The organism is Achromobacter sp. Root83 (assembly GCF_001428845.1).
Taxonomy (GTDB): Bacteria; Pseudomonadota; Gammaproteobacteria; order Burkholderiales; family Burkholderiaceae_B; genus Achromobacter.
Map to the genome: position 1 here is coordinate 91,284 of NZ_LMIU01000004.1, position 21,333 is coordinate 112,616.

Annotated in this window: 17 protein-coding genes; 9 read left to right on the plus strand and 8 right to left on the minus strand. The window is 65.8% G+C overall.

The genetic code is table 11. The features are described from left to right. Positions 1-4 precede the first annotated feature (4 nt). Together ASE30_RS07440 and ASE30_RS07445 are read right to left on the minus strand one after the other, a co-directional pair. Positions 5-1,558 (minus strand): ABC transporter substrate-binding protein, encoded by a 1,554-nt coding sequence (locus tag ASE30_RS07440; protein ID WP_057283666.1) that lies wholly within the window; start codon positions 1,556-1,558, stop codon positions 5-7. Between the two features lie 45 nt (positions 1,559-1,603). Further along, positions 1,604-2,809, minus strand: a complete 1,206-nt coding sequence (locus ASE30_RS07445) for an aminotransferase class V-fold PLP-dependent enzyme (protein WP_057283667.1) — start codon at positions 2,807-2,809, stop codon at positions 1,604-1,606. Between the two features lie 191 nt (positions 2,810-3,000). Here ASE30_RS07445 and ASE30_RS07450 point away from each other — a divergent pair, with 191 nt between their 5' ends. Then, entirely contained in the window at positions 3,001-3,945 is a 945-nt protein-coding gene (locus tag ASE30_RS07450; RefSeq protein ID WP_057283668.1) for a LysR family transcriptional regulator, read from the plus strand. A gap of 71 nt (positions 3,946-4,016) precedes the next feature. On the opposite strand, the gene ASE30_RS07455 is transcribed toward ASE30_RS07450, so the two are convergent. Next, complete coding sequence (locus ASE30_RS07455; RefSeq protein WP_057283669.1) at positions 4,017-4,940, minus strand: LysR family transcriptional regulator; 924 nt, start codon at positions 4,938-4,940, stop codon at positions 4,017-4,019. A 139-nt stretch (positions 4,941-5,079) separates the two neighbouring features. Here ASE30_RS07455 and ASE30_RS07460 point away from each other — a divergent pair, with 139 nt between their 5' ends. Genes ASE30_RS07460 through ASE30_RS07470 form a run of 3 tightly spaced genes read left to right on the plus strand, consistent with a single transcriptional unit; the run spans position 5,080 to position 8,027 of the window. Then, a complete protein-coding gene (locus tag ASE30_RS07460; RefSeq protein ID WP_057283670.1) occupies positions 5,080-6,279 on the plus strand; it encodes a pyridoxal phosphate-dependent aminotransferase in 1,200 nt (399 codons plus the stop codon). 33 nt (positions 6,280-6,312) lie between these two features. Further along, positions 6,313-7,290, plus strand: coding sequence for a tripartite tricarboxylate transporter substrate binding protein (locus ASE30_RS07465; protein WP_057283671.1), 978 nt, complete (start codon positions 6,313-6,315; stop codon positions 7,288-7,290). 35 nt (positions 7,291-7,325) lie between these two features. Continuing rightward, positions 7,326-8,027, plus strand: coding sequence for an RraA family protein (locus ASE30_RS07470; RefSeq protein ID WP_057283672.1), 702 nt, complete (start codon positions 7,326-7,328; stop codon positions 8,025-8,027). Between the two features lie 32 nt (positions 8,028-8,059). Here ASE30_RS07470 and ASE30_RS07475 read toward each other — a convergent pair whose 3' ends face one another. Then, entirely contained in the window at positions 8,060-8,956 is an 897-nt protein-coding gene (locus ASE30_RS07475; RefSeq protein WP_057283673.1) for a LysR family transcriptional regulator, read from the minus strand. Positions 8,957-9,220: 264 nt separating this feature from the next. Here ASE30_RS07475 and ASE30_RS07480 point away from each other — a divergent pair, with 264 nt between their 5' ends. From ASE30_RS07480 to ASE30_RS07500, 5 genes are all read left to right on the plus strand, one after another. Continuing rightward, positions 9,221-9,874 carry a hydrolase gene (locus ASE30_RS07480; RefSeq protein ID WP_057283674.1) on the plus strand — a complete coding sequence of 218 codons (654 nt, stop codon included), beginning with the start codon at positions 9,221-9,223 and terminating at the stop codon, positions 9,872-9,874. 122 nt (positions 9,875-9,996) lie between these two features. Further along, positions 9,997-11,004, plus strand: a complete 1,008-nt coding sequence (locus ASE30_RS07485) for a hypothetical protein (protein WP_057283675.1) — start codon at positions 9,997-9,999, stop codon at positions 11,002-11,004. 37 nt (positions 11,005-11,041) lie between these two features. Further along, complete coding sequence (locus tag ASE30_RS07490) at positions 11,042-12,184, plus strand: MFS transporter (protein ID WP_057283676.1); 1,143 nt, start codon at positions 11,042-11,044, stop codon at positions 12,182-12,184. Positions 12,185-12,363: 179 nt separating this feature from the next. After that, positions 12,364-14,016 (plus strand): methyl-accepting chemotaxis protein, encoded by a 1,653-nt coding sequence (locus tag ASE30_RS07495; RefSeq protein ID WP_082601488.1) that lies wholly within the window; start codon positions 12,364-12,366, stop codon positions 14,014-14,016. A gap of 118 nt (positions 14,017-14,134) precedes the next feature. Then, positions 14,135-14,803 (plus strand): DsbA family oxidoreductase, encoded by a 669-nt coding sequence (locus ASE30_RS07500; protein WP_057283677.1) that lies wholly within the window; start codon positions 14,135-14,137, stop codon positions 14,801-14,803. A 17-nt stretch (positions 14,804-14,820) separates the two neighbouring features. Here the strand turns inward: ASE30_RS07500 and ASE30_RS29740 are convergent, their stop codons facing one another. From ASE30_RS29740 to ASE30_RS07520, 4 genes are all read right to left on the minus strand, one after another. Then, a complete protein-coding gene (locus ASE30_RS29740; protein ID WP_057283678.1) occupies positions 14,821-18,066 on the minus strand; it encodes an autotransporter outer membrane beta-barrel domain-containing protein in 3,246 nt (1,081 codons plus the stop codon). A 79-nt stretch (positions 18,067-18,145) separates the two neighbouring features. Beyond that, positions 18,146-19,159 carry a GTP-binding protein gene (locus ASE30_RS07510; protein WP_057283679.1) on the minus strand — a complete coding sequence of 338 codons (1,014 nt, stop codon included), beginning with the start codon at positions 19,157-19,159 and terminating at the stop codon, positions 18,146-18,148. A gap of 21 nt (positions 19,160-19,180) precedes the next feature. Next, entirely contained in the window at positions 19,181-19,909 is a 729-nt protein-coding gene (locus ASE30_RS07515; protein ID WP_057283680.1) for an isochorismatase family protein, read from the minus strand. 33 nt (positions 19,910-19,942) lie between these two features. Further along, positions 19,943-21,304 (minus strand): dihydroorotase family protein, encoded by a 1,362-nt coding sequence (locus tag ASE30_RS07520; protein ID WP_057283681.1) that lies wholly within the window; start codon positions 21,302-21,304, stop codon positions 19,943-19,945. Positions 21,305-21,333: the final 29 nt, after the last annotated feature.

Here is a 21,333-nt window from a genome sequence, read left to right on the forward strand (position 1 = left end):
GTGCTCAGTTCAGCCACATGGTGGGCAGCGATATGCCCGGGCTGCTCTCGCTAAGCGCCCCGCCCAACTGCGTGTACCCGTGCACCTTGCGCAGATACCCCTGCGCCTGTTCGCGCCAATTCACGAACACCCAGGGGCTGGTGTCCAGGATGCGCTTCTCCGCCTGCGCGTAGATGGGCTGGCGCGCCTTGGGATCCGTCAATGCACGCCCGTCGGCCAGCAGCTTTTCCAGTTCGGGATCGCGATAGCCGATCGGCTTGGCCCAGTAGCTGGAATCGCCGCCCAGGTAATAGGCATAGGCATCGGGGTCCGGCAGCTTGACCGACACCCCGTAGATCATGGACTCGTAGTCGCCGCGGTTCTTGCGTTCCACCAGCGTTGCCCATTCCACCGGTTCGAGTTTCAGGTTGATGCCGGCTTCCTTCAGGTTGGCCTGCACCACTTGCGCCATCGTCGTGTAGATGCCCAGGCCCTGAAACACCACCATCGATGCGTCGATGCCGTTCGCGTAACCCGCCTCGGCCAGCAAGGCGCGGGCCTGCTTCACGTCGCGCTTGAAGGTGCCGTCCAGCGCCTTGTTGTAGTACGGCGAATCTGGCGGCGTGGGCGCGCCATAAATGGGCTGGCCATGTCCAAAGAAAGCGGCCTTCGAGACGGCCTCGCGGTCGATGGCGTACGACACGGCGCGGCGCACGCGCACATCGTCAAAGGGCTTTTTGCTGGTGTTGAACCAGACGCTCATGAATGCGCCGCCCGCCATGTCGATCTTCATGCCGGCATTGCGGCGCAGCACGTCGATGTCCTTCCACGGCACGAAGTCGATCATGTCCAAGGACTGGCTGCGCAGCGCATTCACGCGAGCGTCGTCGCTCTTGATCATGCGGAAATCCACCGCGTCCAGATACGGCTGGCCCGCGATGAAGTAGCTGGGATTACGCGCCAGACTGGCGCGCACCGCCGGCTCGTAGCTCTTCAACTGGAAGGGGCCCGTGCCATTGGCGCTCAGCTTCAGATTGGCGCCGCCCTGCACCCATTTGCGCGACACGATGGCGGCTTCAGGCAGGGCCAGCACCCCCAGCAGCGTGGCGTCGGGCGATGGCTTTTCCACTTTGACCGTTGTCGGGTCGATGACCGTCACCGTGGCGCCCAACAGGTTGGATCGCAGCGTGGCGCCGGTCGCCGGGTCCAGGATACGGTCCAGCGAGAACTTGACGTCGTCCGCCGTGACCGGCGTGCCGTCCTGGAACTTCACGTCCGGACGCAGGTGGAACACGATGCTGCGGGCATCCGGCTGTTCCCATCGTTGGGCCAGACGCGGCACCACCGCCCCGGTCTTGTCATAGCCCGCCAGCGGACTATAGAGCGATTCGATCAATACCTTCCACGCGCTGCCGCCATACACGTGCGGGTCCAGCGACACGATTTCGGACACCGTGCCATAACGCAAGGTGCCACCCTTCTTCGGCGTGTCGGCGGACTGGGCCCCCGACGCAAACGCCGCCAGCGCGCAGGCGCCCAATCCCAGCGCCAGGCGGCGCCATGTGTGTTGCATCGTCATGTTTTCCCCTTGCATGTTGATCGGCCCGTTAGAAGCGCGCAGCCCTCAGGACGGCAGCGCTTCGATCAGACGGTCGATTTCATCGGAATCGTTGTAATAGGTCGGCGAAATACGCAGATTGCCACCGCGCACCGCCAGGTCCACGCCCGCGTCACGCAAGCGCTGCGACAGTTCCTGGGCGTCGTGTCCAGAATGCTTGAACGACAAGTTACCGGAGGCCTCGCCCGGGTTCCGCGAGCTGACGATCTGATACCCCTTGCGCAACAAGGCCTCGCAGGCGTAGTCAGTCAGCGTCAGGATATGGGATTCGATGCGGGCCGGCGTCAGCGCCAGCTGGATACGCACGGCCGCGTCCAAGCCCCAGATACCGGTGAAGTTGGCCAGCGCCTCTTCAAAGCGGGCGGCGGTGGGCCGGTATTCCAGCATGTAGTGCATGTGGTCTTCCGTGCTGTCCACGCTGTGATAACCCACGCTGGGCGGGTCCAGCAGTCCCAGCACGCTCTTGCGGCAGTAGAAAAACCCTGTCCCGATGGGCGCCAGCATCCATTTGTGCCCACCCACCGACAGGAAGTGGATGCCCAGCTTTTCGACATCCAGTTCCAGCGAACCGGCCCACTGGATGGCGTCCAGGTTCAGGTACACGCCGCGTTCGTGGCACAGGTTGGAGGTGGCTTCCAGGTCTTGCCGGAATCCGTTGGAAAACTGCACCGCGCTCAGCGATACAAGCCGGGTGCGGTCGTCCATCAATCGGCGGATGTCGTCGACCAGGATGCGGCCATTGCGGTTCTTCACCCAGCGGATCGTAACGCCGCGCGCCGCCAGCTTCATCCAGCAATAGACGTTGGACGGGTACTCGATATCCGGCAGGATCAGGTTGTCCCCATCGCGCCACGGAAAGCCATTGGCGACGTTGACCAACCCTTCGGTGGTGTTCTTGACGTAGGCGATCTCGTCACGATGCGCGCCGATCAGCCGGCCGATGCGCGCCTTGATGGTTTCTTCCGCATAACGGCACCATTCCGGATAGGCGTTGCGCCCGTTGTCGCGCACGTCCTCCATGAACCGGTTGACGGCCGCCACGACCGGCTGACTCAGCGCGCCGATCGAGGCGTTGTTCAGGTACGCCCGCCGCTGCTTGATCGGGAACGCCTGCCCGATGTTGCTCCAATCCAGATGTTCGATGCCATTGCGGTCATCGGGAAACAGTGCCGCGGGTCCACCCACGGATACCGCGTTTTCTAGGATATTCACGCCGCGCCTCTTTCATTGAACGTGGGATGATCCTAAGATTCCGGGAATCCATGCGTCAATTTCGTTTGGAGTATCGATTCATGCGCTTTTGTAATGGATGACGCCCGCCTTGCCTTCCCGCCCTATGGGGCGGCCCCCGGCATCGGTTTTGCCTGCCTCCACACTCCCCTCCACTGCTCGGGTTTCTCCCTATGCGTCTGAACCGCCTGCAAGCCCTGCGCGCCGTGATGGAAACCGGCAGCGTCACCGAAGCCTCGCGGCGTATCCACCGCACGCAACCCCAGATCAGCCGGTTGATTTCGGCGCTGGAGGAAGAGGTCGGGTTTTCCCTGTTCCTGCGCCAGGGGCGCGGGTTGATACCCACGCAGGAATGCCTGCGTTTCTACGAAGGCACGCGCCATATTCTGGCAGGGTTTGAAGAGGTTTCGCGCATCGCTGATTCCATCCGCAACCAGCAAGATGCATGGCTGCGCATCCTGACCCAACCGTATTTTGCCTACAGCGTCACCCCCGCCGCCATCGCCGAATTCGCGCGCAGCCATCCGCAAATGCGGGTCTCGCTGGAAGTCCGGTCCCGGGTCGACGTGGGGCTGTGGATGTCCGGCCAGCAATTCGACCTGGGCGTCGCCGCCCTGCCCATCGACTTTCCCGGAATCCGCTCGCGCACGTTTGCCGATGTGCGGCTGGTGATCGCCATGCCGGAAGGCCACCGCCTGGCGGCCAAGAATGTCGTCACCGCCGACGACATCAAGGACGAACCGTTCATAGCGCTACGCCCCTTCACGCTGCTGCGCCAGCGCATCGACGACCTGATGGCCAAACAGCGGTTGCCGCTGCGCATCGTCATGGAGACATCGTCAGGTCAGTCCGCCTGCCAACTCGCGGCGCTTGGGGTGGGTGTCGCGCTGGCCGATCCCATCCTGGCGGCCAACGTGCCAGGTATCGTGCTGCGCGATTTCGAGCCGCGGCTCAGCATTCCGTATGGCTTTCTACTGCCCAGCTCTTACGCGCCATCGGAACAGGCGCGCGAGTTTGCGAGCCTGTTCGTGCGCCTGGTCAAACAGATGGCGCCCGACCGGGTGGACCTGGTGGAACAGGTGTGCGGCCACGACCAGGGGCTGCTGTCGTTCCCCTAGGCGCCTGCAACGAATGGGCTGCCGGCCGGCAAGACGCAGCCCCGCGATCTGAACGGCGCGCCGACGGCGGATCAACGAACCACGCCGCCGACAGGATGGTTGCGGCGGCGCGAAAAATCACAGAGTTCGGCGGCCCGCCGAGCGATGTGCTCGTTGCGCGCATCCAGCGTGCCCTGGTGAAAGACCGCGTTGTAGATCATGGGCGGAGGCATGGGATCGCTACGGATGATCTTCAGCAGGCCCGCGTCGAGTTCGGGACGGAAATACGCGGGGCATAGCTGGCTGATGCCGAAGCCGTCCACGGTCAATTCCCCAAGCACCGCCAGGCTGTTGCTCGCGAACACCCGGTTGAAGCGGAACCCATGCTCTTCCAGCCACGGCCGATAGAACAGACTCTTGCTGGAATCATGCGATTGTTCAAGAAAGGGGTACTGCGCGAAATCCGCCGGTTTCAGGGGGCCTTCCGGCACGCCGGCCGAGGGACTGGCCATCCAGACGTTCTCGACCACGCCGACCCGCAGCAGCCGGAACTCGTCGCCCCAGTAATTTCCCGGCACGATCGCCAGATCCAACTCGTGCTGGCGCAGTTGGTCTATCAGTTGCAGGCCCGGCGCCACACTGGGCTCCAACGTCAGCCCGGGGCTCTCCTTGGCCAGGGTGCTGATCAGCATCCCCAGCCAGCTAAGCGCGGTCAGTTCGGTGACGCCGATACGGACTCTGCCTTCGAGGCGCACCGCGCCGCCAACCCCTTCCGCCATGCGCAGACGCAGGCGCAGCGCCTCTTCGGCCAAGGGCAACAGCCGCTCGCCGTCGGGGGTCAGTGCGATGCCGGCCGCACCACGATGGAGCAGGCGCCGGCCCAATTCGGCTTCCAGGTCACTCACGCGTTTGGAGATCGCGGATTGCGTCGCGTGCAACGCCGTGGCGGCGGAGCTCAAGCTGCCTAGCGTGGCGCTGTAGTAGAACGCCTCTAGTTGTTTGAAGGTTGGATTCATTGCGACGGACGGCGCGGCCCGCAACGTTCTGCAAGCCCATGCCAGTATGGAATGGCCAGGTATGCCGATAACTCGCTACCCGCCGGAAACTGATCGTATCCATAATTGGCCCACTGTTCAATAGCCTTCAGGATCGCCAATGCAGACCGCTGCACGACTTCAGCGTATCAAGCCTTCTCCCAGCTCGATGGCCGGCCAGCACGCCCGCATGCTGCGCGCGCAGGGCCGGGACATCGTCAGCCTCACGTCTGGCGAGCCGGATTTCGATACGCCCGAGCACATCCGCGAGGCGGCCTATCGCGCCATGAACGAAGGCCATACCCGCTATACCGATGTCGGCGGAACGGCCCCGCTGCGGGAAGCCATCCGGGCAAAGTTCGCGAACGAAAACGAACTCGACTATGGGCTTGATGAAATCATCGTCAGCACCGGCGCCAAGCAGATCATTTTCAATGCCATCATGGCCACCGTCGACACCGGCGATGAGGTGATCGTGCCCGCGCCGTATTGGGTTTCCTATCCCGACATCACCTTGCTGGCCAACGGCACGCCCGTGATCGTCAATACGCTCGCGGCGAACGGATTCCGCCTGCAGGCCGAAGAACTTGAGCGTGCGATCACGCCCAGGACCCGCTGGTTGATTCTGAATGGCCCGAACAACCCCAGCGGCGCCAATTTCACAAAAGCCGACCTGCAAGCATTGGCCGAGGTCTTGCTCAGGCATCCGCAAGTCTGGATCTTGACGGACGACATCTACGAACACCTGCTTTATGACGACCGGAAGTTCTACACCCTGGCACAAGTGGCGCCGGCGCTGAAGGACCGCACCCTGACGCTGAACGGCGTATCCAAGGCCTATGCCATGACAGGATGGCGTATCGGCTATGCCGGCGCGCCGGCGGCGTTGATCAAAGCGATGACCAAGCTGCAATCGCAAAGCACCTCCAATCCCAGTTCGGTGAGCCAGGCGGCGGCATTGGCCGCACTGACAGGCCCGCAGGACTTCGTGTCGCAGAGCCGCCAGCGCTTCCAGGCGCGGCGCGACCGTATCGTCCATGCGCTGAACGCGATCGATGGAATACAGTGCGCCAGCCCGGAGGGCGCGTTTTACGTCTTCCCGAAGTGTTCGGACCTGTTCGGTTCGGCATTGCCGGACGGCAGCCGGCTGCAAACCAGCGAGCAATGGGTGCTGCATCTGTTGAACGCACAGAATCTGGCGGTGCTACAAGGGTCGGCCTACGGCGTGGATAGCCATTTCCGCATTTCCTTTGCCGCCAGCGATGCCGTACTGGAAGAAGGTTGCCGCCGTATCGCGCGGGCTCGAGCTCAATTGGCCTGACCTGCCGCACTCACACAAATCAAGGGGAAAACCATGCAACAACAATATTTCTTGAAGCCCATTCTTGCGACGGCCCTGTCGGCCGCGTTGATCGCCTGCGCGCCGCTCGCACAGGCCGCCGACTATCCGAGCAAGCCCGTGCGCCTGATCGTCGGTTTCGCGCCCGGCGGATCCAACGACATCATCGCCCGGCTGCTGGCTCCCAAGCTGGAAGCGGCATTGAAGCAGTCGGTCGTCGTCGAGAATCGTCCCGGCGCCGCGGGCAACATCGCCGCGGACGCGGCCATCAAGGCCGTCGACGGGCACACGGTATTCATGTGCACGACGGGCACGCTTTCCATCCAGCCCTTTCTGCCGCTGCGCATGCCCTTCGACGTCGAGACGATCACGCCGATCACGCAGATTGGCAATACGCCCTATCTGATGCTGGTAAGCAAGGATCTGCCCGTCTCGACGGTCGGCGAATTCTTGACCTATGCGCGCGCGAATCCCGGCAAGGTCAACTTCGCCTCCTCCGGCAACGGCACCACCGCGCACCTTGCGGGCGAGATGCTTCGCGCCCTGGCCAAGATCGACATCGTTCACGTGCCCTACAAGGGCGCGGGCCAAGCCATGGTTGACCTCAACAGCGGGCGCGTGTCGCTGATGTTCGATCAGGCAGTCAGCTCGCTGCCCTACATCCAGTCCGGTGCCCTGAAGGCCCTGGCCGTGGCGAACGATCACCGCCTGGCCGGCCTGCCGAACCTTCCCACGACCAGCGAATCCGGCTTGAAGGATTTCAATCCCACGCCCTGGACCGGACTGTGCGCGGGCCCCGGCATTCCTCCCGAGGCGGTCAAAACGCTGCAGAAGGCCACCGCGCAGGCCCTGGCCGACCCCGAGATCCGCGATCGCTTCCAGCGTGACGGCATCGAAGCGGTGGGAAGCACGCCGGAGGAGTTCGCGGCATTCCTGAAGGCGGACCGCGCCAAGTGGGGCGATCTCGTCAAACAGGCGGACATTCAACTCTGAAAATCCGCCCCTTACACGCCAGGAACCCACCGACCATGAACGCTCCCTCCCCCGCCATCCCGTGGCCCGCGGGTTATTGCATCAACCCGCGCCAGCAGGGCGCGGACGCCGAAACCATCGACGCCTTTCGCTCGCTGCCGGTCGCCGCGATCGGCGACGCGATGAGCCGGCACATTGGCGCGATCGGATTGCGCCAGTATCACGATGACCTGACCACCGTGCTCTGCGGCACTGCCTTTACCGTACGTGTCCGGCCGGGTGACAACCTGATGATCCACAAGGCGCTCACCATGGTGCGGCCTGGCGACGTGCTCGTCATCGACGGCGGCGGCGATCTCACCCAGGCGCTGGTGGGCGGGCTGATGCGCACCACCTGCGTCGCGCGCGGTCTGGCCGGACTCGTCATCGACGGCGCGGTCCGCGATGTGGTCGAGTGGGCCGCGGACGGCATGCCCCTCTTTGCCAGGGGCCACACCCATCGCGGCCCGACCAAGGATGGCCCCGGAGAAATCAATATTCCGATCGCTTGCGCGGGTTTGCAGGTCGCGCCGGGCGACGTAATCGTCGGCGATGCAGACGGCGTGATAGCCGTTCCAGCCATCCAGGCCAGGGACATCCTGGAGCGGACCCGCCGCCATCTGGAGAAAGAGGCCAGGATACGCGAGGAGAACCGTTCGGGAACGTCCGACCCGGAGCGGTTTGATTCGATTCTGCGGGCGAAGGGCGTGCCCGTCTGACCGCACAGGTTTGCCCGGCGCTCAAGCCGCCGTCACCCCGCGCCGGCCCCCGCGAAATGCGGCGATTGCCCAAAATGCTCGATCAATAGCTCCGTCAGCACCCGTATCTTCCGTGCGGGATGCTGGCCGGGCGGGCGGATAACGTAGGCTCCGGCCGGCGGTGGGGGATAGCGGGTCATGATGGGCACGAGGGCGCCTGCGGCTACATGGTCGTGGGTGAGGCAATCGGGCAGATAAGCGATCCCCAGTCCGGCCGTCGCGGCGGCGACCAAGGCCGCGCCGTTGTCGGCCTTGAAGCGCCCTTGCGGACGAACCGCGATGATCTTGTCGCCATCCATGAACTGCCAGGTCTCGGTGCCCTGCATGAGTGCCTCATGCGCGACAAGTTGCTCGGGCGCTTCGGGCGCCCCATGCGCCTGGATGTAGCCCGGGCTGGCGAGCAGCTTGCCGTGGATGGGGCCTACGCGCCGTGCGATCAGGTTGGAGTCCTGCAGATAGCCCACCCGTATCGCACAGTCATAACCCTCTGCGATGAGATCGACAAAGCGATCGCTATAGCAGGTCTGGACCTGAAGCTTGGGGTGGCGCCGCGCCAATTCCGCGACCACCGGCGCGAAATGCGTCAGGCCGAACGACACCGGCACGGCAACACGCAAGCGGCCCCGCAGATCACCGGCGGGCACGATCGTTTCCCGGGCCATGTCGATCTCGGCGCTGGCTCTGGCCGCATGGTCCCGGAAAATCGCCCCGGCTTCGGTAAGCGCTGCCCCGCGTGTGGTGCGTGCAAGCAACTGCACGCCCAGTTCCTTTTCCAGCCGCAGCAACCGGCGGCTGACGATCGACTTGGACACCCCCAGTCTGAGCGCGGCGGGCGACACGCCGCCCGCATCGGCAACTTCGACGAATGTTTGAAGTTCTTCGAGATCCAATTTGGCGTTGCTCCCCTTTCCGCGTCGCGGTTCGCCCCAGGATAGCACTACCGCCGCAAGCGCCGAATCGGCGTGCCGGGCGAGACGATGGTGTTCCTGATCGCGCGACACAGTTCGCCTCGGAACGGAACTACCGCATCCAGATTGACGAAAACATAATGGCGGATCCGGATAGCGTCGCCACAAGCGCACGCCTTCCGGGAAGCAATTTGCAACGCGACTCGCAATGCAATTTCCGCAAACCAAGCCAACCAGGAATCACCAATGACTTTTCGCAACGGCCTCGATTCGCTTCTCCGTCCTGAAGATTCGGTACTCGTTCTGATCGACCACCAGCCTTACCAACTGACCAACCTGAACAGCCACGATCCGCATGCGGTGGTCAACAATTCGACGGCGTTGGCGAAGGCCGCAAAGGTCTTTGGCGTACCCACGATCCTGACGAGCGTGATCGCTGCCCGAGGCGGCCGCATCTTTTCCCAGATCACCGATGTGTTCCCCGGCCAGGAAGTCATTGACCGCACGCTCATCAATACCTGGGAAGACAAAAAGGTGGTCGACGCGGCCAAGGCCACGGGCCGCAAGCAGTTGGTCATCGCCGGTCTGTGGACCGAAATCTGCGTCGCGATGCCGGCGATCCAGGCCGCGGGCGAAGGGTGGGATGTGACGGTCATCACCGACGCGTCGGGTGGCGTTTCGGTCGAAGCGCACGAAGTCGCCCTCCAGCGCATGGCGGCCGCCGGCGTGAATCTGATGACGTGGCTGGCGGTGGCCGCCGAGTGGCAACGGGACTGGGCGCGCACCGACACCGCCCCGGCGCTGACCGACATACTCGTTCAGCATGCCGCGGGCAGCGGCATCGCCTACCTGTGGGAACAGCAGTTGCTGAACACGCCGGTCCCCGCCGCGGCAGACTGACCGTGCGGGAGGATGACCCGGTCGCCGAAATCGGTATGGTTGACGATGCGCCTGGTCATCCCTTTCACGCGCGATAAGGCGGAACCGCCCGCGCCCGGACCCACGTGCGGAGGTACCTTGAATTGACGTCGACTCCAATTTTATTAATGGGCGGCACCGGCGCCATCGGCCGCCTGAGCGCCCGGGCACTGCGCGCCGCGCACCCCGATGTGCCGTTGCTGATCGGCGGGCGCAATGCCGCCAAAAGCGCTGAAGCGGCTGACGATCTGGGGAATGCCGAAGGGGTGGTGATAGACCCTCGCGTGGACGATCTTGGCCTGGGTGACCGTCCGGTCGCGGCTGTGGCGGTCTTTTACGCTGACGACCGACTGGCCGGTTTGCGCTACGCGCAACGCCGCGGCGCGGCGCACCTGGGCATTTCTTCGGGCGTCTTCGAAATCGCCCCCGAAGTCGCGGCCTACATGCATGCGCCCAGCGCCGCGGCAATCGTGCTGGGCTATGAGTGGCTCGTGGGCGCCACGACCATCGCCACCTTCGCCTGCGCGCAAGCCTTTGCGCAAATCCACGACATCAAGATCGGCGCGCTTGTCGATGAGCAGGACGGCGGCGGCCCCGCCGTAGCCGAAGACTTCGAACGGCTGAACCGGATGATGCCGGCCGCGCTGACGCGGCAAGATGGCCGCTATGTCTGGCGCGGCAAGGACGACGCAAAAACCGAATTCCGTGCGATCGATGGCGCCACGATGCAAGCAGCTGGCTTCTCGTCCATCGATGTGGCCGGCTTGGCGGCTGCAACCGGTGCACCCAACGTGCAGTTCAACATCGCCACCGGAATCAGTTCGTCACGGCGCCGTGGCGAACCCAAGTCCACCGAGATCCTCATCGAACTGGCAGGCAAGGGCCATGACGGTCTTGCGCTGCGCACACGCCACGCGGTGTTCCACCCGCGCGGCGCGGCCCACCTGACCGCGCTGGGCGTCAGCATGATTCTTGAGCGGCTGGCCGGGCTGGACGGCAATGCTCCCACCCCGGCGGGCTTGTATTTCCCGTACCAGGTTGTCGATCACGGCTCGTATCTCTTGCGCTTGCAGGCGGAAGGCGGCCGGATCGTCTCGCTGGACACCCTGTGACGCGAGCGCTCGGCCCGGCCATCGCGCGGGCTCGGTCATGAACCCGAGTCTGTATCTGGGCGCCACGGGTTTCGCGCTGATCGCCGTCTGCTACGGCTTTGCCCGCTTCGCCTTCGGACTGTTTCTGCCCGCGATCGATGCGGAAATTTCCTTGTCGCCGACCCTGAGCGGGCTGGTTTCGGGCGGGGCATTCTTGACTTACTGCGTCGCGGTCACGCTATCGGCCTGGCTGACCGAACGCATCGGCGCCCGCCACGTGGCCATCGCCGCCGCGCTGATCGCGGCGGCGGGCATGGCGGGTATCGCGGCCGCGCCCTCGGCCCCCTGGCTAGCGGGCGCGGTGATGCTGGCCGGATCAAGCACGGGGCTGGCCTCGCCGCCCTTGGCGGCGGCGGTGGCCGCGGCGGTCAGGCCAGACCGGCAGAACGCGACCAACACGATCATCAACGCGGGCACCGGGGCGGGCGTGGCATTGTCTGGCCCCGTGGCGCTGCTGATGGGCGGTCAATGGCGCCTCGCCTTCGCGGGGTTTGCCGCCGCCGCGGTCGGCCTGGCATACGCCGTGGCGTTGGCCCTGCCGCGAAACACACCCGGAACGGCAACTGGCACGCGTGGCATGCCGCCGATCGACGGCGCCCTTCGGCGCTTGGCCTCGGCGGCTTTTCTGACCGGCGCGGCCAGCACCGCTGTCTGGTCCTTTGGCGGGCAACTTGTCGCACTTCGACTCGACTGGAGCGGCACCGGCGCCGGGCTGCTCTGGATCGCCATCGGCTCGGCCGGCATCGCGGGGGCGGGCGCCGGCCATTTGATCGCGCGATTCGGAATCGACGCGGTGCACCGGGTATTTCTTGCGGGGATGGCAGCAGGCATACTGCTGATCGGGGCCGACGGCACCTCGACAGCCCTGACGCTATGCGGCGGCGCGCTATTCGGCGCCTCCTACATCGTGCTTACGGGTATCTATCTGCTGTGGGGGGTGTCGGCACTACCCTGTCGGCCCGCCACCGGCGTGATGATCGCGTTTCTGGCGCTGGCTGTTGGCCAGGCCGCGGGAGCCTCGGGCTTCGGCCTGCTCATGGACCGGTTGACGGCCAATCACGCCGTGATCGGCTTTGCCTGCCTTGCGCTGACGGCCGGGTTCGCACGCGCCGACGGTGCGGATCCACAGCCGTGCCGGTGAAAGCGGTGAACCAGCGTTTCGACGTGACGGCACCCGGGCCGTCCCGCATATTGGAACAGCAGCCCACCCGTGGGGATCGACTCGGATTTTTCCCCCGTAGTTCGCCATATTGCACCGCCGCATGATGTGCTGTAGTGCACGGGTAGCGGGTGCATTCCGCGCCCCGTCGCGTGCCCAACATGTCCAAACTCAGAAATCTCTCTCTCCGGAGCAGCCTGATCGCGCTGGTGCTCTTCTTCATCGTGACGCTGCTCGCCGTTGGCGTCATTGCCATGCAGCAGCTCTGGAGCATCAGCCAGAAACAGCGCGCCATGTACACGGAAACCGTGATGCCGTTGCGCGTCGTCGTAGACGCCGCGCGGCAAGGCGCCACGCACTTCAGGCGCATGTACGTCTATATCTGGAATACCGATCCTCAAGGCCGCCAGAACGAACTGCGCCTGAACGAAGATTCCGAGAAATCGGTGCTGCAGGCACGTGACCGTCTGCAGCAAGAGCAGGATCCCGCGCTGCGCGAACTGGGCGGCAAACTGGCCGACACCTGGACCCGCTACAAGGCGGCCGTGAACAACGTGAAGAGCCTGGCCGATCGCAACGACCCCACCGCGATGGCCGTGCTGCACAAGGACTCGGCCGAGCTGCATGTCGCGGCGCGCAACATCCTGATGGACGCCGCCAAGCGCCAGGAAGAACTGGCCCGGCTCGACACCGAAGACGCCGCCGCGGCCGTGGAACGCACCTTCTGGACGCTTACCGCGCTTATCGTGCTGTGCGCCCTGATCGGCATCGTCCTTGGCCTTGTCCTCGTGCGTTCCGTCATGCGCCGCCTGGGCGGCGAGCCGGCATACGCCGCCCGGATCGCCCAGGAAGTCGCCAAGGGCAATCTGGCCGTGCGCGTGCAGCGCCGCGATGGCGACGAGACCAGCGTGCTGGCCAACATGGACGCCATGCGCGCCAACCTCGCGAAGCTGGTGAGCCAGGTGCGCCAGTCGAGCGAGTCGATCGCCACGGGCGCCACCCAGATCTCCTCCGGCAACGCCGACCTCAGCCAGCGCACCGAAGAACAGGCCGCCAACGTCGAAGAGACCGCCGCCTCGATGGAAGAGATGAACGCGGCGGTGAAGCAGAACCTCGAATCCGTGCAGATGGCGGCTTCGCTGGCCGGATCCGCCCGTGAAGCCGCCGCGCGCGGCGGCGAAGTCGTCGGCAATGTGGTCAACACGATGGACGCCATCTCCGCCAGCTCGCGCAAGATCGTCGACATCATCGCCGTCATCGACTCCATCGCCTTCCAGACCAACATCCTCGCCCTGAACGCGGCTGTCGAAGCGGCCCGCGCGGGCGAACAAGGCCGCGGCTTTGCCGTCGTGGCGAGCGAAGTGCGCGCCCTCGCCCAGCGCAGCGCCAGCGCCGCCAAGGAAATCAAGCAACTGATCAGCGACAGCGTCGGCAACGTCGAAGCGGGTTCCAACCTGGTCGGCGAGGCGGGCGGCACCATGAACGACATCGTGACGCAGGTGCGTCGCGTTGCCGACCTGATCGCCGAAATCGGCGCCGCGGCACACGAGCAGGGACAAGGCATCTCGCAAGTTGGCGACGCCATCAACCAGCTCGACCAGACCACGCAGCAGAACGCCGCGCTGGTCGAAGAGTCGGCCGCCGCCGCCCACAGCCTCAACGAGCAGGCCGCGACACTGGTGCAGCTGGTCAGCGTGTTCCGCCTTGCGGAAGATGGAGCTCCCCGCCCGGTGGCGCAGGCACATATCGCTCACGCACGCGAAACCCGGCCCGTGACCGCGCGGCGCGCCACGACTGGCCGCCACCCCGCCTGATATCAGGCCTGCCATCCTCGGGTGGCAGGCCCGAATCGTCCGTCCTGCAAGCGGCCGTTCGCCTCTCGCCGGAATTTGCGCGATGATGGTGCACCCCCCCCTATCGGAACCCCCCGCCATGAGCCAAGCCACCCCCGGCAAGATCATCCTCGACTTCGTGTCCGACGTCGCCTGCCCCTGGTGCGCGGTCGGCCTGGGCAACCTGCTGGCCGCCATTGACCGTGTCAAGGATTCGGTATCGGTCGAACTGCGCATGCGGCCCTTCGAGCTGAATCCAGACATGCCTGCCGGCGGCCAGAACACGCTGGAACGGCTTGAGAAGAAGTATGGCTACAGCCGCGAGCAGATCACCGCCAACCGTGCCGTCATCAGCGAACGGGCCGCCGCCGTCGGCATGCCCATGCGCATGACCGAGGCCGACAAGTCGTACAACACCTTCGATGCACACCGCCTGCTGCATTGGGCCGGCGAGCAAGGACAAGATGCGCAGATCGCGCTCAAGCGCGCGCTGCTGAAGACCTACCATCACGACAACCTCGACACCAGCCAGGCCGACGTGCTGCTGCAGGCCGTGGCGCAGGCAGGCCTCGATGCCGAGGCCGCGCGTGAAGTGCTGGCATCCGGCCGCTTTGCCGATGAGGTACGCGCGGAAGAGCAGAAATGGCAAGCCGCGGGGATCTCGTCGGTGCCGTCCATCATCATCAACAGTCAATATCTGCTGTCAGGGGCGCAGCCGGTCGAAACCTTCGAGCAGGCGTTGCTGCAAGTGGCGCGCGAAGCGGAGTGAATACCCCGCCGCCGAGCCTAGAAGCGCCAGCGCATGTCCACCGTACCGGCTTGCTGGCGATTGCCGCCGCCGAATTCGCCGGCATAAGCCAGGCCGATCGTCAGGTTGCGGATCGTGACCAGGTCGGCACCCACCTCCACGCGCGCCGCATCGCGGGCGATGGGCGCGCCGGCCACCGAAAAGCTCACGCCGCCATCGAAGGCCAGCGTGGTGCTGGGCTGCACATTGCCGTAGGCATGGCGCCACCCCAACATGCCGCGCAGTGCAATGGCCGAGTCAGGCACCTGCCAGCGCGCGCGCAAGCCCGCCAAGGTAGATGCCAGGGTCTGGCTCTGGCTTTTTCCGGACAGCGCGGCGGACCCGCCTGATTCCGAGAAGGCCCGCGTGCGCAAGTCGCTCCACGACAGTCCGGCGAACGGTTCGATCGTGGTGTCCGGCGTGATCGGCACTGCGTAGCCCACTTCAGCGAAAAGCTGGGTGGTCGACGCGTGATAATCGGCCTTGAGGGTCTGCGAAAGGCTGCCGTAGTCGATCTGGCGCCGCGTGGCGATGTCATGCCACGAGTAGGCCGTGCCGGCCAGCAGGTTCAGGGAACCCGCGCCCAGCGCGTAGGCCTTGCCGCCATACAGCGTGGCCGTATAGCTCTGCGTATCGGCGGTGGCGGCCCGGCTGCCCGTCTTGAGCTTGGCGTCGGCGTAGCCGAGGGCCGCACCCAGGCGCCACCCGCGGCCCACTTCCGCGTCGCCGCCGAGCGCCAGCGTCGTGGTTTGCTGGGTGAGCGCCGGCGCATTGCCGTCGCTGCCCAGGCGGCGCCAATCGCCCTCGATCTGCGCCCACACCGGTTGCGCGGTTGAGCGTGGCAGCGCGCTGGCCGCGGGCGGCGCGTCGCTCGTGCCGGCCTGGGCCGTGGGCGCGCCTGGCAGCCGGCCCGCGGCGAGATTGCCGCGCAGGCCGTCCAGGCCGCGTTGCAGGGCCGGAGTGCCCGCGCTCACCAGCGCCGAATTCACGTTGGCGTGCGTGTCGCCCGACAAGGCTTGCAGCGCCTGCCTGTAGTCGCCCACGTCGGTCGAGAGCGCCAGTGCGCGCCATACCTCGCTGGTGGCGGGCAGGGCTTGCGCCGCCCTGGCCACGGCACGCTGGTTGGCGGTGGCCGCAAGACTGGCGAACTCCTTCGCGCCGCTGCCGGGTTCAACCCCGGGGTCGATTCCCGGGTCGATTCCGGGACCGACCCCGGGTTCTTCCGCCCCTTTGGGTACAAGCTGGAAGGTCAGGTCGTTGCCATCGCCGCCGCTCGTGCTGACTTTGGCATCGAGGAACAGCAAGGGATTCTCGATCCGCCCGATGCCGCCGGCAATGGCGCCCGCGCTTTGTTTGTCCAGGATGACCACCGGCGCGGCGGAAGGCGCCCAGGAGGCCGCGTCGTTCGGGCTGAAGGCCAGCGCCAAGGTGGTGTTGTCGAGCTCGACCGCGCCAAGCGCCGTGAGGCTGGCGCTGGCCGTGGGCGTGGCGGCGATGCGCAGCGTGCCGCTGTTCTTGTAGCCGCCGGCCACGGTTTGCGTGCCAAGCGGATTGCCGGGTGCGTGCACGCCGCCAGACTGGATGACTGTGCCTCCCAACCGCCCCGTGCCGCTGAGGGTGCCGCCGGCATTCGCCACGAAGGCGGCGTTCGGCGCCGAGCCCGCCACGTCCAACACGCCAGCGTCGACCGAGACCTGTCCGCTGAAGGAGTGCGCCCCCGCCAAGGTGAGCGTGCCGGCGCCCGACTTGCTCACGTGTCCAGCCCCGCTCAGGGCGCCGCTGAAGGTGCTGGCGTCGCTACGCTGGAAAACCAGCGTGCCGCTGACCGCGACCGGGCCAGCCAGGTCTCCGCTGGCGCCGTTCGCGCCGATATTGAGCGTCGATCCGGATCCGACCCAGGTGCCGCCGGTGTAGGTATTGCTGCCGGTTAGCGAGGTGGTGCCGTTATTGGTGTGCAGTTGCCCCGTGCCGGTAATCGCGGTGTTCAGCCGGGCGGCGCCGGTCTGGTTGAACTCGATGCTGCCGTCGTTGCGCAGGGTGCTCAGGCCCTCGATGCTGCCGGCCTGCATGCTGGATCCCGGCCGGCCACCCACCAGGAGAACGCCGTTGTTGTTGATGACGAACGTGGCGCCGCTATCGAATTGGAGCAGGCCCGGTCCGAGCAACAGTTCGCCCGACCCGCCCTGTGCGCCCGCCCCCAAGCGCAGGCGGCCGCCGGATCCGACAATAACGGTGCCGTTATTCACCGTGAGACGGCCGTCGCCGCCCTGGCCGCCGTTCGTCATGGCGGCGCTCCCGCCGCCGTTGGCGCCGCCGATCAGCAGGTGCTCGGCGACCACCAGCTCCGCGCCGTTGATCAGCGTCACGACACCGTTGCCGCCGCGCCCGCCGGCGTTGATGCTTGCTCCGCCCCCGCCGCCGCCGCCGATCAGGATCGAGCGGTTCACGGTCAGGCGCGTCGTGTCGTAGGTCAGCTCGCCATGGGTACCACTGCCACCGGCGCCAGCGTCCGAGGCGCCGCCGCCGCCGCCGCCCACGCCGACATAATCGTAAGTTTTTGGGCCCCACACCAGCGCATTGCTGTAAACCTGGACGCCTTGGCCAGGCAGGCTGGCGGAAGCGAGATTGTCCAAGGCATCACGAACCGGGCCGCCGCTTTCGCCGGACTCCCCAGGCGTCAGCGACGCGCCACCCGCGCCGCCCAGTCCGGCGCCGCCGCCCCCCATGTTCGAGCCCATCGGGTGCTGGGCGCCGCCACCCCCGCCGCCCACGCCAGCGCCGCCGCCGATGCTGTAGCCGCCGCTGATGGGCGAGATGTGGTACGCGCCCAGGCCACCGTCTGGGCCGGTATTGCTGCCGCCATAGCCGCCCAGGGGGTCGAAATACCCGCCCATTTCCACACCGCCGCCCGCGCCGCCGCCATAGGGCGAGAGGCCGGCCGCCCCACCGCCGCCGATGCCGCCACCCCCGCCACCGGCCCCTATGCCTGTGCCGTTGACATTGTCGGCCGCCCCGCCGTTGCCCCCGCTGCCGATGAGAAAGCTGTCCGCCTGGGCGGGCGCGGCCGCAAGCGCGCCAGACAGGGCGCAAACCAGCGCGAGGTGCAAGGGCGTCAGGCGCAGGCGCGCCAGTTGCGCCGGCACTTGCGGGCGATTGTGTGGGGTGGGCCGGGTAGGCATGACGAAGCGGGCCTTGGAAAGGGGTTGGTACGCCCTTGAGTAACCGGCGCCCGAAAACAGTTCCATGACCGGCCAGCAAAGCGGCGCCAGCGATCGCGGCGCGTCTTCTTGCGGCGTCAGGATCCTGGGCGGATCACCCCGCGCGTCACCGCCCCGTGCGGTCCAGCAACAGCGGCCGCACCACCTCGTCTATCTCTTGCGCGGACATATCCTGCACGATCAGGATCATCGCGCCCGACCTATCCGCGCCGTCTGGTAGCGCCACGATTTCCGGCGTGCTGAACACATGCCGCACGCCATGCACTGCGCGCACAGTCCCGTCCGACCACGCCAGGACGCCCTTGGCCCGCAACAGGCGTTCGCCGACGTGGCGCTGCATATGCCGGGTCCAGTGTGCATAGGCCTCCCAGCTCACCGGCGTTTCCTGCCGGAACGCATACGAAACGATGCCGTACCGCAAGACGTGCGCCAGCGGGCTGGCAGCGATTGGCCGCGCGGCAGCCAAAACCGCCGCGTTCAGATGCTCCGGTTTCAATCCGTGGAACAGTGCCGGTGCGTCCTCGTCAACCGTATCGGGCGATACCGCGCGGACCGGCGCACTGGCGTTGTACTCTTGCAGAGTGGTTCGCAGCGCCTCGATGCTGCTGACCTCGGCCAGATCGGTCTTGGTCAGCGCGATGCGGTCGGCGATCGCAATCTGGGTGCTGGCTTCGCGATAGGCGTGCAGCGTGGCCATTCCATGCAGCGCGTCCACTGTGGCCACCACGCCGCCAAAGCGGTAATGACGGGCGATCAGCGGATCGGCCGCCAGCGTGTTGATGACGGGGCACGGATCAGCCAGTCCGGAGGTTTCCACCACCACCCGCGTAAAGGCGGGGATCTCTTTGCGCTGGCGCCGGTAGTACAGCGACTCCAGCGTATCCTGCAGCGAACTGGTGGCTGCGCAGCACAGGCATCCAGAGTCCAGCAGCACCACGTCGGTGTCGTCGGCCTTGCCCACCAGCATGTGATCCAGGCCGATCTCGCCGAACTCGTTGATGATCACCGCCGTGTCGGCAAATTGCGGACTGCGCACCAGGCGCGACAACAGCGTGGTCTTGCCGCTGCCCAGAAAGCCGGTCAAGAGGTAGACGGGAATCGGTCCGGCTGTCAGGGACATGGTTTTGGCATCCGCCCTGGGTCAGCCCTGGGCCTTACTGGCGGGCGCAGGCAATTCGCGCAGGTAGTCCTGCACTTCGCGCGACGGGATCACATCGGCGTACTTGCAATTGAGGTCGAACAGGCTCATTGCGTGGCTGGCCTGGAAGCGGTCGAACGCCGCCTCTTCGGGAATGATGACCTTGAAATTGTACGAATAGGCGTCCACCGTCGTGGCGCGCAGGCATCCCGATGAGGTGCAGCCCACCAGGATCAGCGTGTCCACGTCCAGGAAATTCAGGTGGCTCATGAAGATGGTGCCGAAGAAGCAGGAGGGCTTTTGCTTGGTGATGCGGATATCCTGCGGCCGCGGGGCCAGCGGCTCCACGGTCTGCGTGGCATGCGTGTCGGCAAGTACGGTCTTTTCGCCGCCGCGATGGTTCTTGCCCACCTGCACCCCGCTGTCCAGCAAGTCCGCGCGCCGGCCGCTTTCGGTATAGAAGACAGGAATGTTCTTGTCCCGCGCCAATTCCAGCAGCGGCACGATATGCGCAACCGCTTCCCAGGCCTCGCGGCCGCAATGGGTCCGGTATTGCTTGAGGCCTTCCAGGATGTCCTGGGGCGTATCGCCGCAGAAGTTGTACTGCACGTCGATGATGAAGAGCGCGGGACGCTTGCCGAAGCCGCCGCGCTTGCCGTAGCCGGCCTGGGCCAGTACTTGCTTGTCGCGTTCGGTGAGGAAGTCGTCCCAGATTCGCTTGGTGTCGCTCATAGTGTTGTCCGCCAGATAAAAGATGGATTCAGTTCAAAGACGCTTGAGATAACGGCCGCCCGGGGTGGCGCGGGCCGCATCGGTGATGCGGCCGTCCTGCGCCACGGTGCGCCCGCGCACCAGGGTGCGCACGGGCCAGCCCTTCAGGGTCATGCCCTCGTACGGCGAGTAGTCGGAGTTCGATTCCAGGGTCGCGGGATCGACCGTGCGTTCCAGGTCTGGGTCCACCAGCACCAGGTCCGCGTCCTTGCCGATTTCGATGCTGCCCTTGCCGGGCATGCGATAGATGCGGGCGGAGTTCCCGGCGCTGACCTTCATCAGGGTTTCCAGCGGCACGCCGCGACGGTGATAGCCTTCGTGCAGCAGGATCGGCAGCATCAGGCCGGTGCCGGGGAAGCCGTTGCTGGCGGCCCAGATGTCCGTATCCTTGGTGGCACGCTTGCGCGGCACATGGTCTGTGCCGATGGTGGTGATGGATCCATCCAGCACGCCTTCCCACATGGCGTCCACATCGCCCTGCCCGCGCACCGGGGGGTTGACCTTGGCGTAGGTGCCGGCGGGCGACTCGTCGTTCAGGAACAAGTAGTGCGGGCAGGTCTCGACGTAGATGGGCGGCGCGTTGGGCGTGCGCCGGTGGCGCCGCGCCTCGTCCAGCGCTTCGCGGCTGCTCAGGTGGACGATGTTGACGGCGGCGCCGGTCTTCGCCGCGAAGTAGCACACGCGATGCACGTTCTCGGCCTCCAGGAAGTCCGGACTCTGCTCGTTCCAGGCCTTCAGATCGTCGCGGCCGGCGGCGCGCAAGGGATCCCTGAGCACCGGGATGACTTCGACGTTCTCGCAGTGCACGCCCATGATCGCGCCGGGAATGGCGGCGGTGGCGCGCAGGGCCGAATACAGCAAACCGTCGTCGATGTCGGTGAAACCTTTCGACAGGCCCGCCGCGCCCTTGTACATCATGTAGAGCTTGTACGAGGACACGCCGAAACGGCGCGATATCTCATCGAGCGTCTCCACATGCAGGTTGCTGGTGATGCCGAAATGGAAGCCGAAGTCCACGCAGCTTTGCGACAGCGCCCGGTCGCGCACCTTTTCAAAGGATTCCCGGATGTCCGCGGACCGGTGGAACGACAGCACCGTGGTGGTGCCGCCCAGCGCGGCAAAGCGCGATTCGGTCTCGAAGTCGGTCTCCGGCGAACCAAAGCCGAAGTGCACGTGGGGATCGATCAGGCCAGGCAGCACCCATAGCCCCTGGCAGTCGATGGTTTCGCGGGCTTCGAGCGGCGTGCCGGGCTCGGCGATGATGGCGATGCGGCCGTCGATGACGCCCAGCACTCCCTCGGTGAGCCCCTGCTGCGGCAGCAGCAGCCTTGCATTGGTCAGTAGGAGATCCAGCATGATGTCGTGTTTCCTGATTGATGCGCGTT

Excerpts from the sequence above, each read along its gene's own strand:
- ASE30_RS07440 (WP_057283666.1), bottom strand. The coding sequence starts at position 1,558 with ATGACGATGCAACACACATGGCGCCGCCTGGCGCTGGGATTGGGCGCC.
- ASE30_RS07510 (WP_057283679.1), bottom strand. The coding sequence starts at position 19,159 with ATGTCCCTGACAGCCGGACCGATTCCCGTCTACCTCTTGACCGGCTTT.
- ASE30_RS07520 (WP_057283681.1), bottom strand. The coding sequence starts at position 21,304 with ATGCTGGATCTCCTACTGACCAATGCAAGGCTGCTGCTGCCGCAGCAG.
- ASE30_RS07500 (WP_057283677.1), top strand. The coding sequence starts at position 14,135 with ATGAGCCAAGCCACCCCCGGCAAGATCATCCTCGACTTCGTGTCCGAC.
- ASE30_RS07480 (WP_057283674.1), top strand. The coding sequence starts at position 9,221 with ATGACTTTTCGCAACGGCCTCGATTCGCTTCTCCGTCCTGAAGATTCG.
- ASE30_RS29740 (WP_057283678.1), bottom strand. The coding sequence starts at position 18,066 with ATGGAACTGTTTTCGGGCGCCGGTTACTCAAGGGCGTACCAACCCCTT.
- ASE30_RS07515 (WP_057283680.1), bottom strand. The coding sequence starts at position 19,909 with ATGAGCGACACCAAGCGAATCTGGGACGACTTCCTCACCGAACGCGAC.
- ASE30_RS07495 (WP_082601488.1), top strand. The coding sequence starts at position 12,364 with ATGTCCAAACTCAGAAATCTCTCTCTCCGGAGCAGCCTGATCGCGCTG.
- ASE30_RS07465 (WP_057283671.1), top strand. The coding sequence starts at position 6,313 with ATGCAACAACAATATTTCTTGAAGCCCATTCTTGCGACGGCCCTGTCG.
- ASE30_RS07455 (WP_057283669.1), bottom strand. The coding sequence starts at position 4,940 with ATGAATCCAACCTTCAAACAACTAGAGGCGTTCTACTACAGCGCCACG.
- ASE30_RS07450 (WP_057283668.1), top strand. The coding sequence starts at position 3,001 with ATGCGTCTGAACCGCCTGCAAGCCCTGCGCGCCGTGATGGAAACCGGC.
- ASE30_RS07490 (WP_057283676.1), top strand. The coding sequence starts at position 11,042 with ATGAACCCGAGTCTGTATCTGGGCGCCACGGGTTTCGCGCTGATCGCC.
- ASE30_RS07470 (WP_057283672.1), top strand. The coding sequence starts at position 7,326 with ATGAACGCTCCCTCCCCCGCCATCCCGTGGCCCGCGGGTTATTGCATC.
- ASE30_RS07460 (WP_057283670.1), top strand. The coding sequence starts at position 5,080 with ATGCAGACCGCTGCACGACTTCAGCGTATCAAGCCTTCTCCCAGCTCG.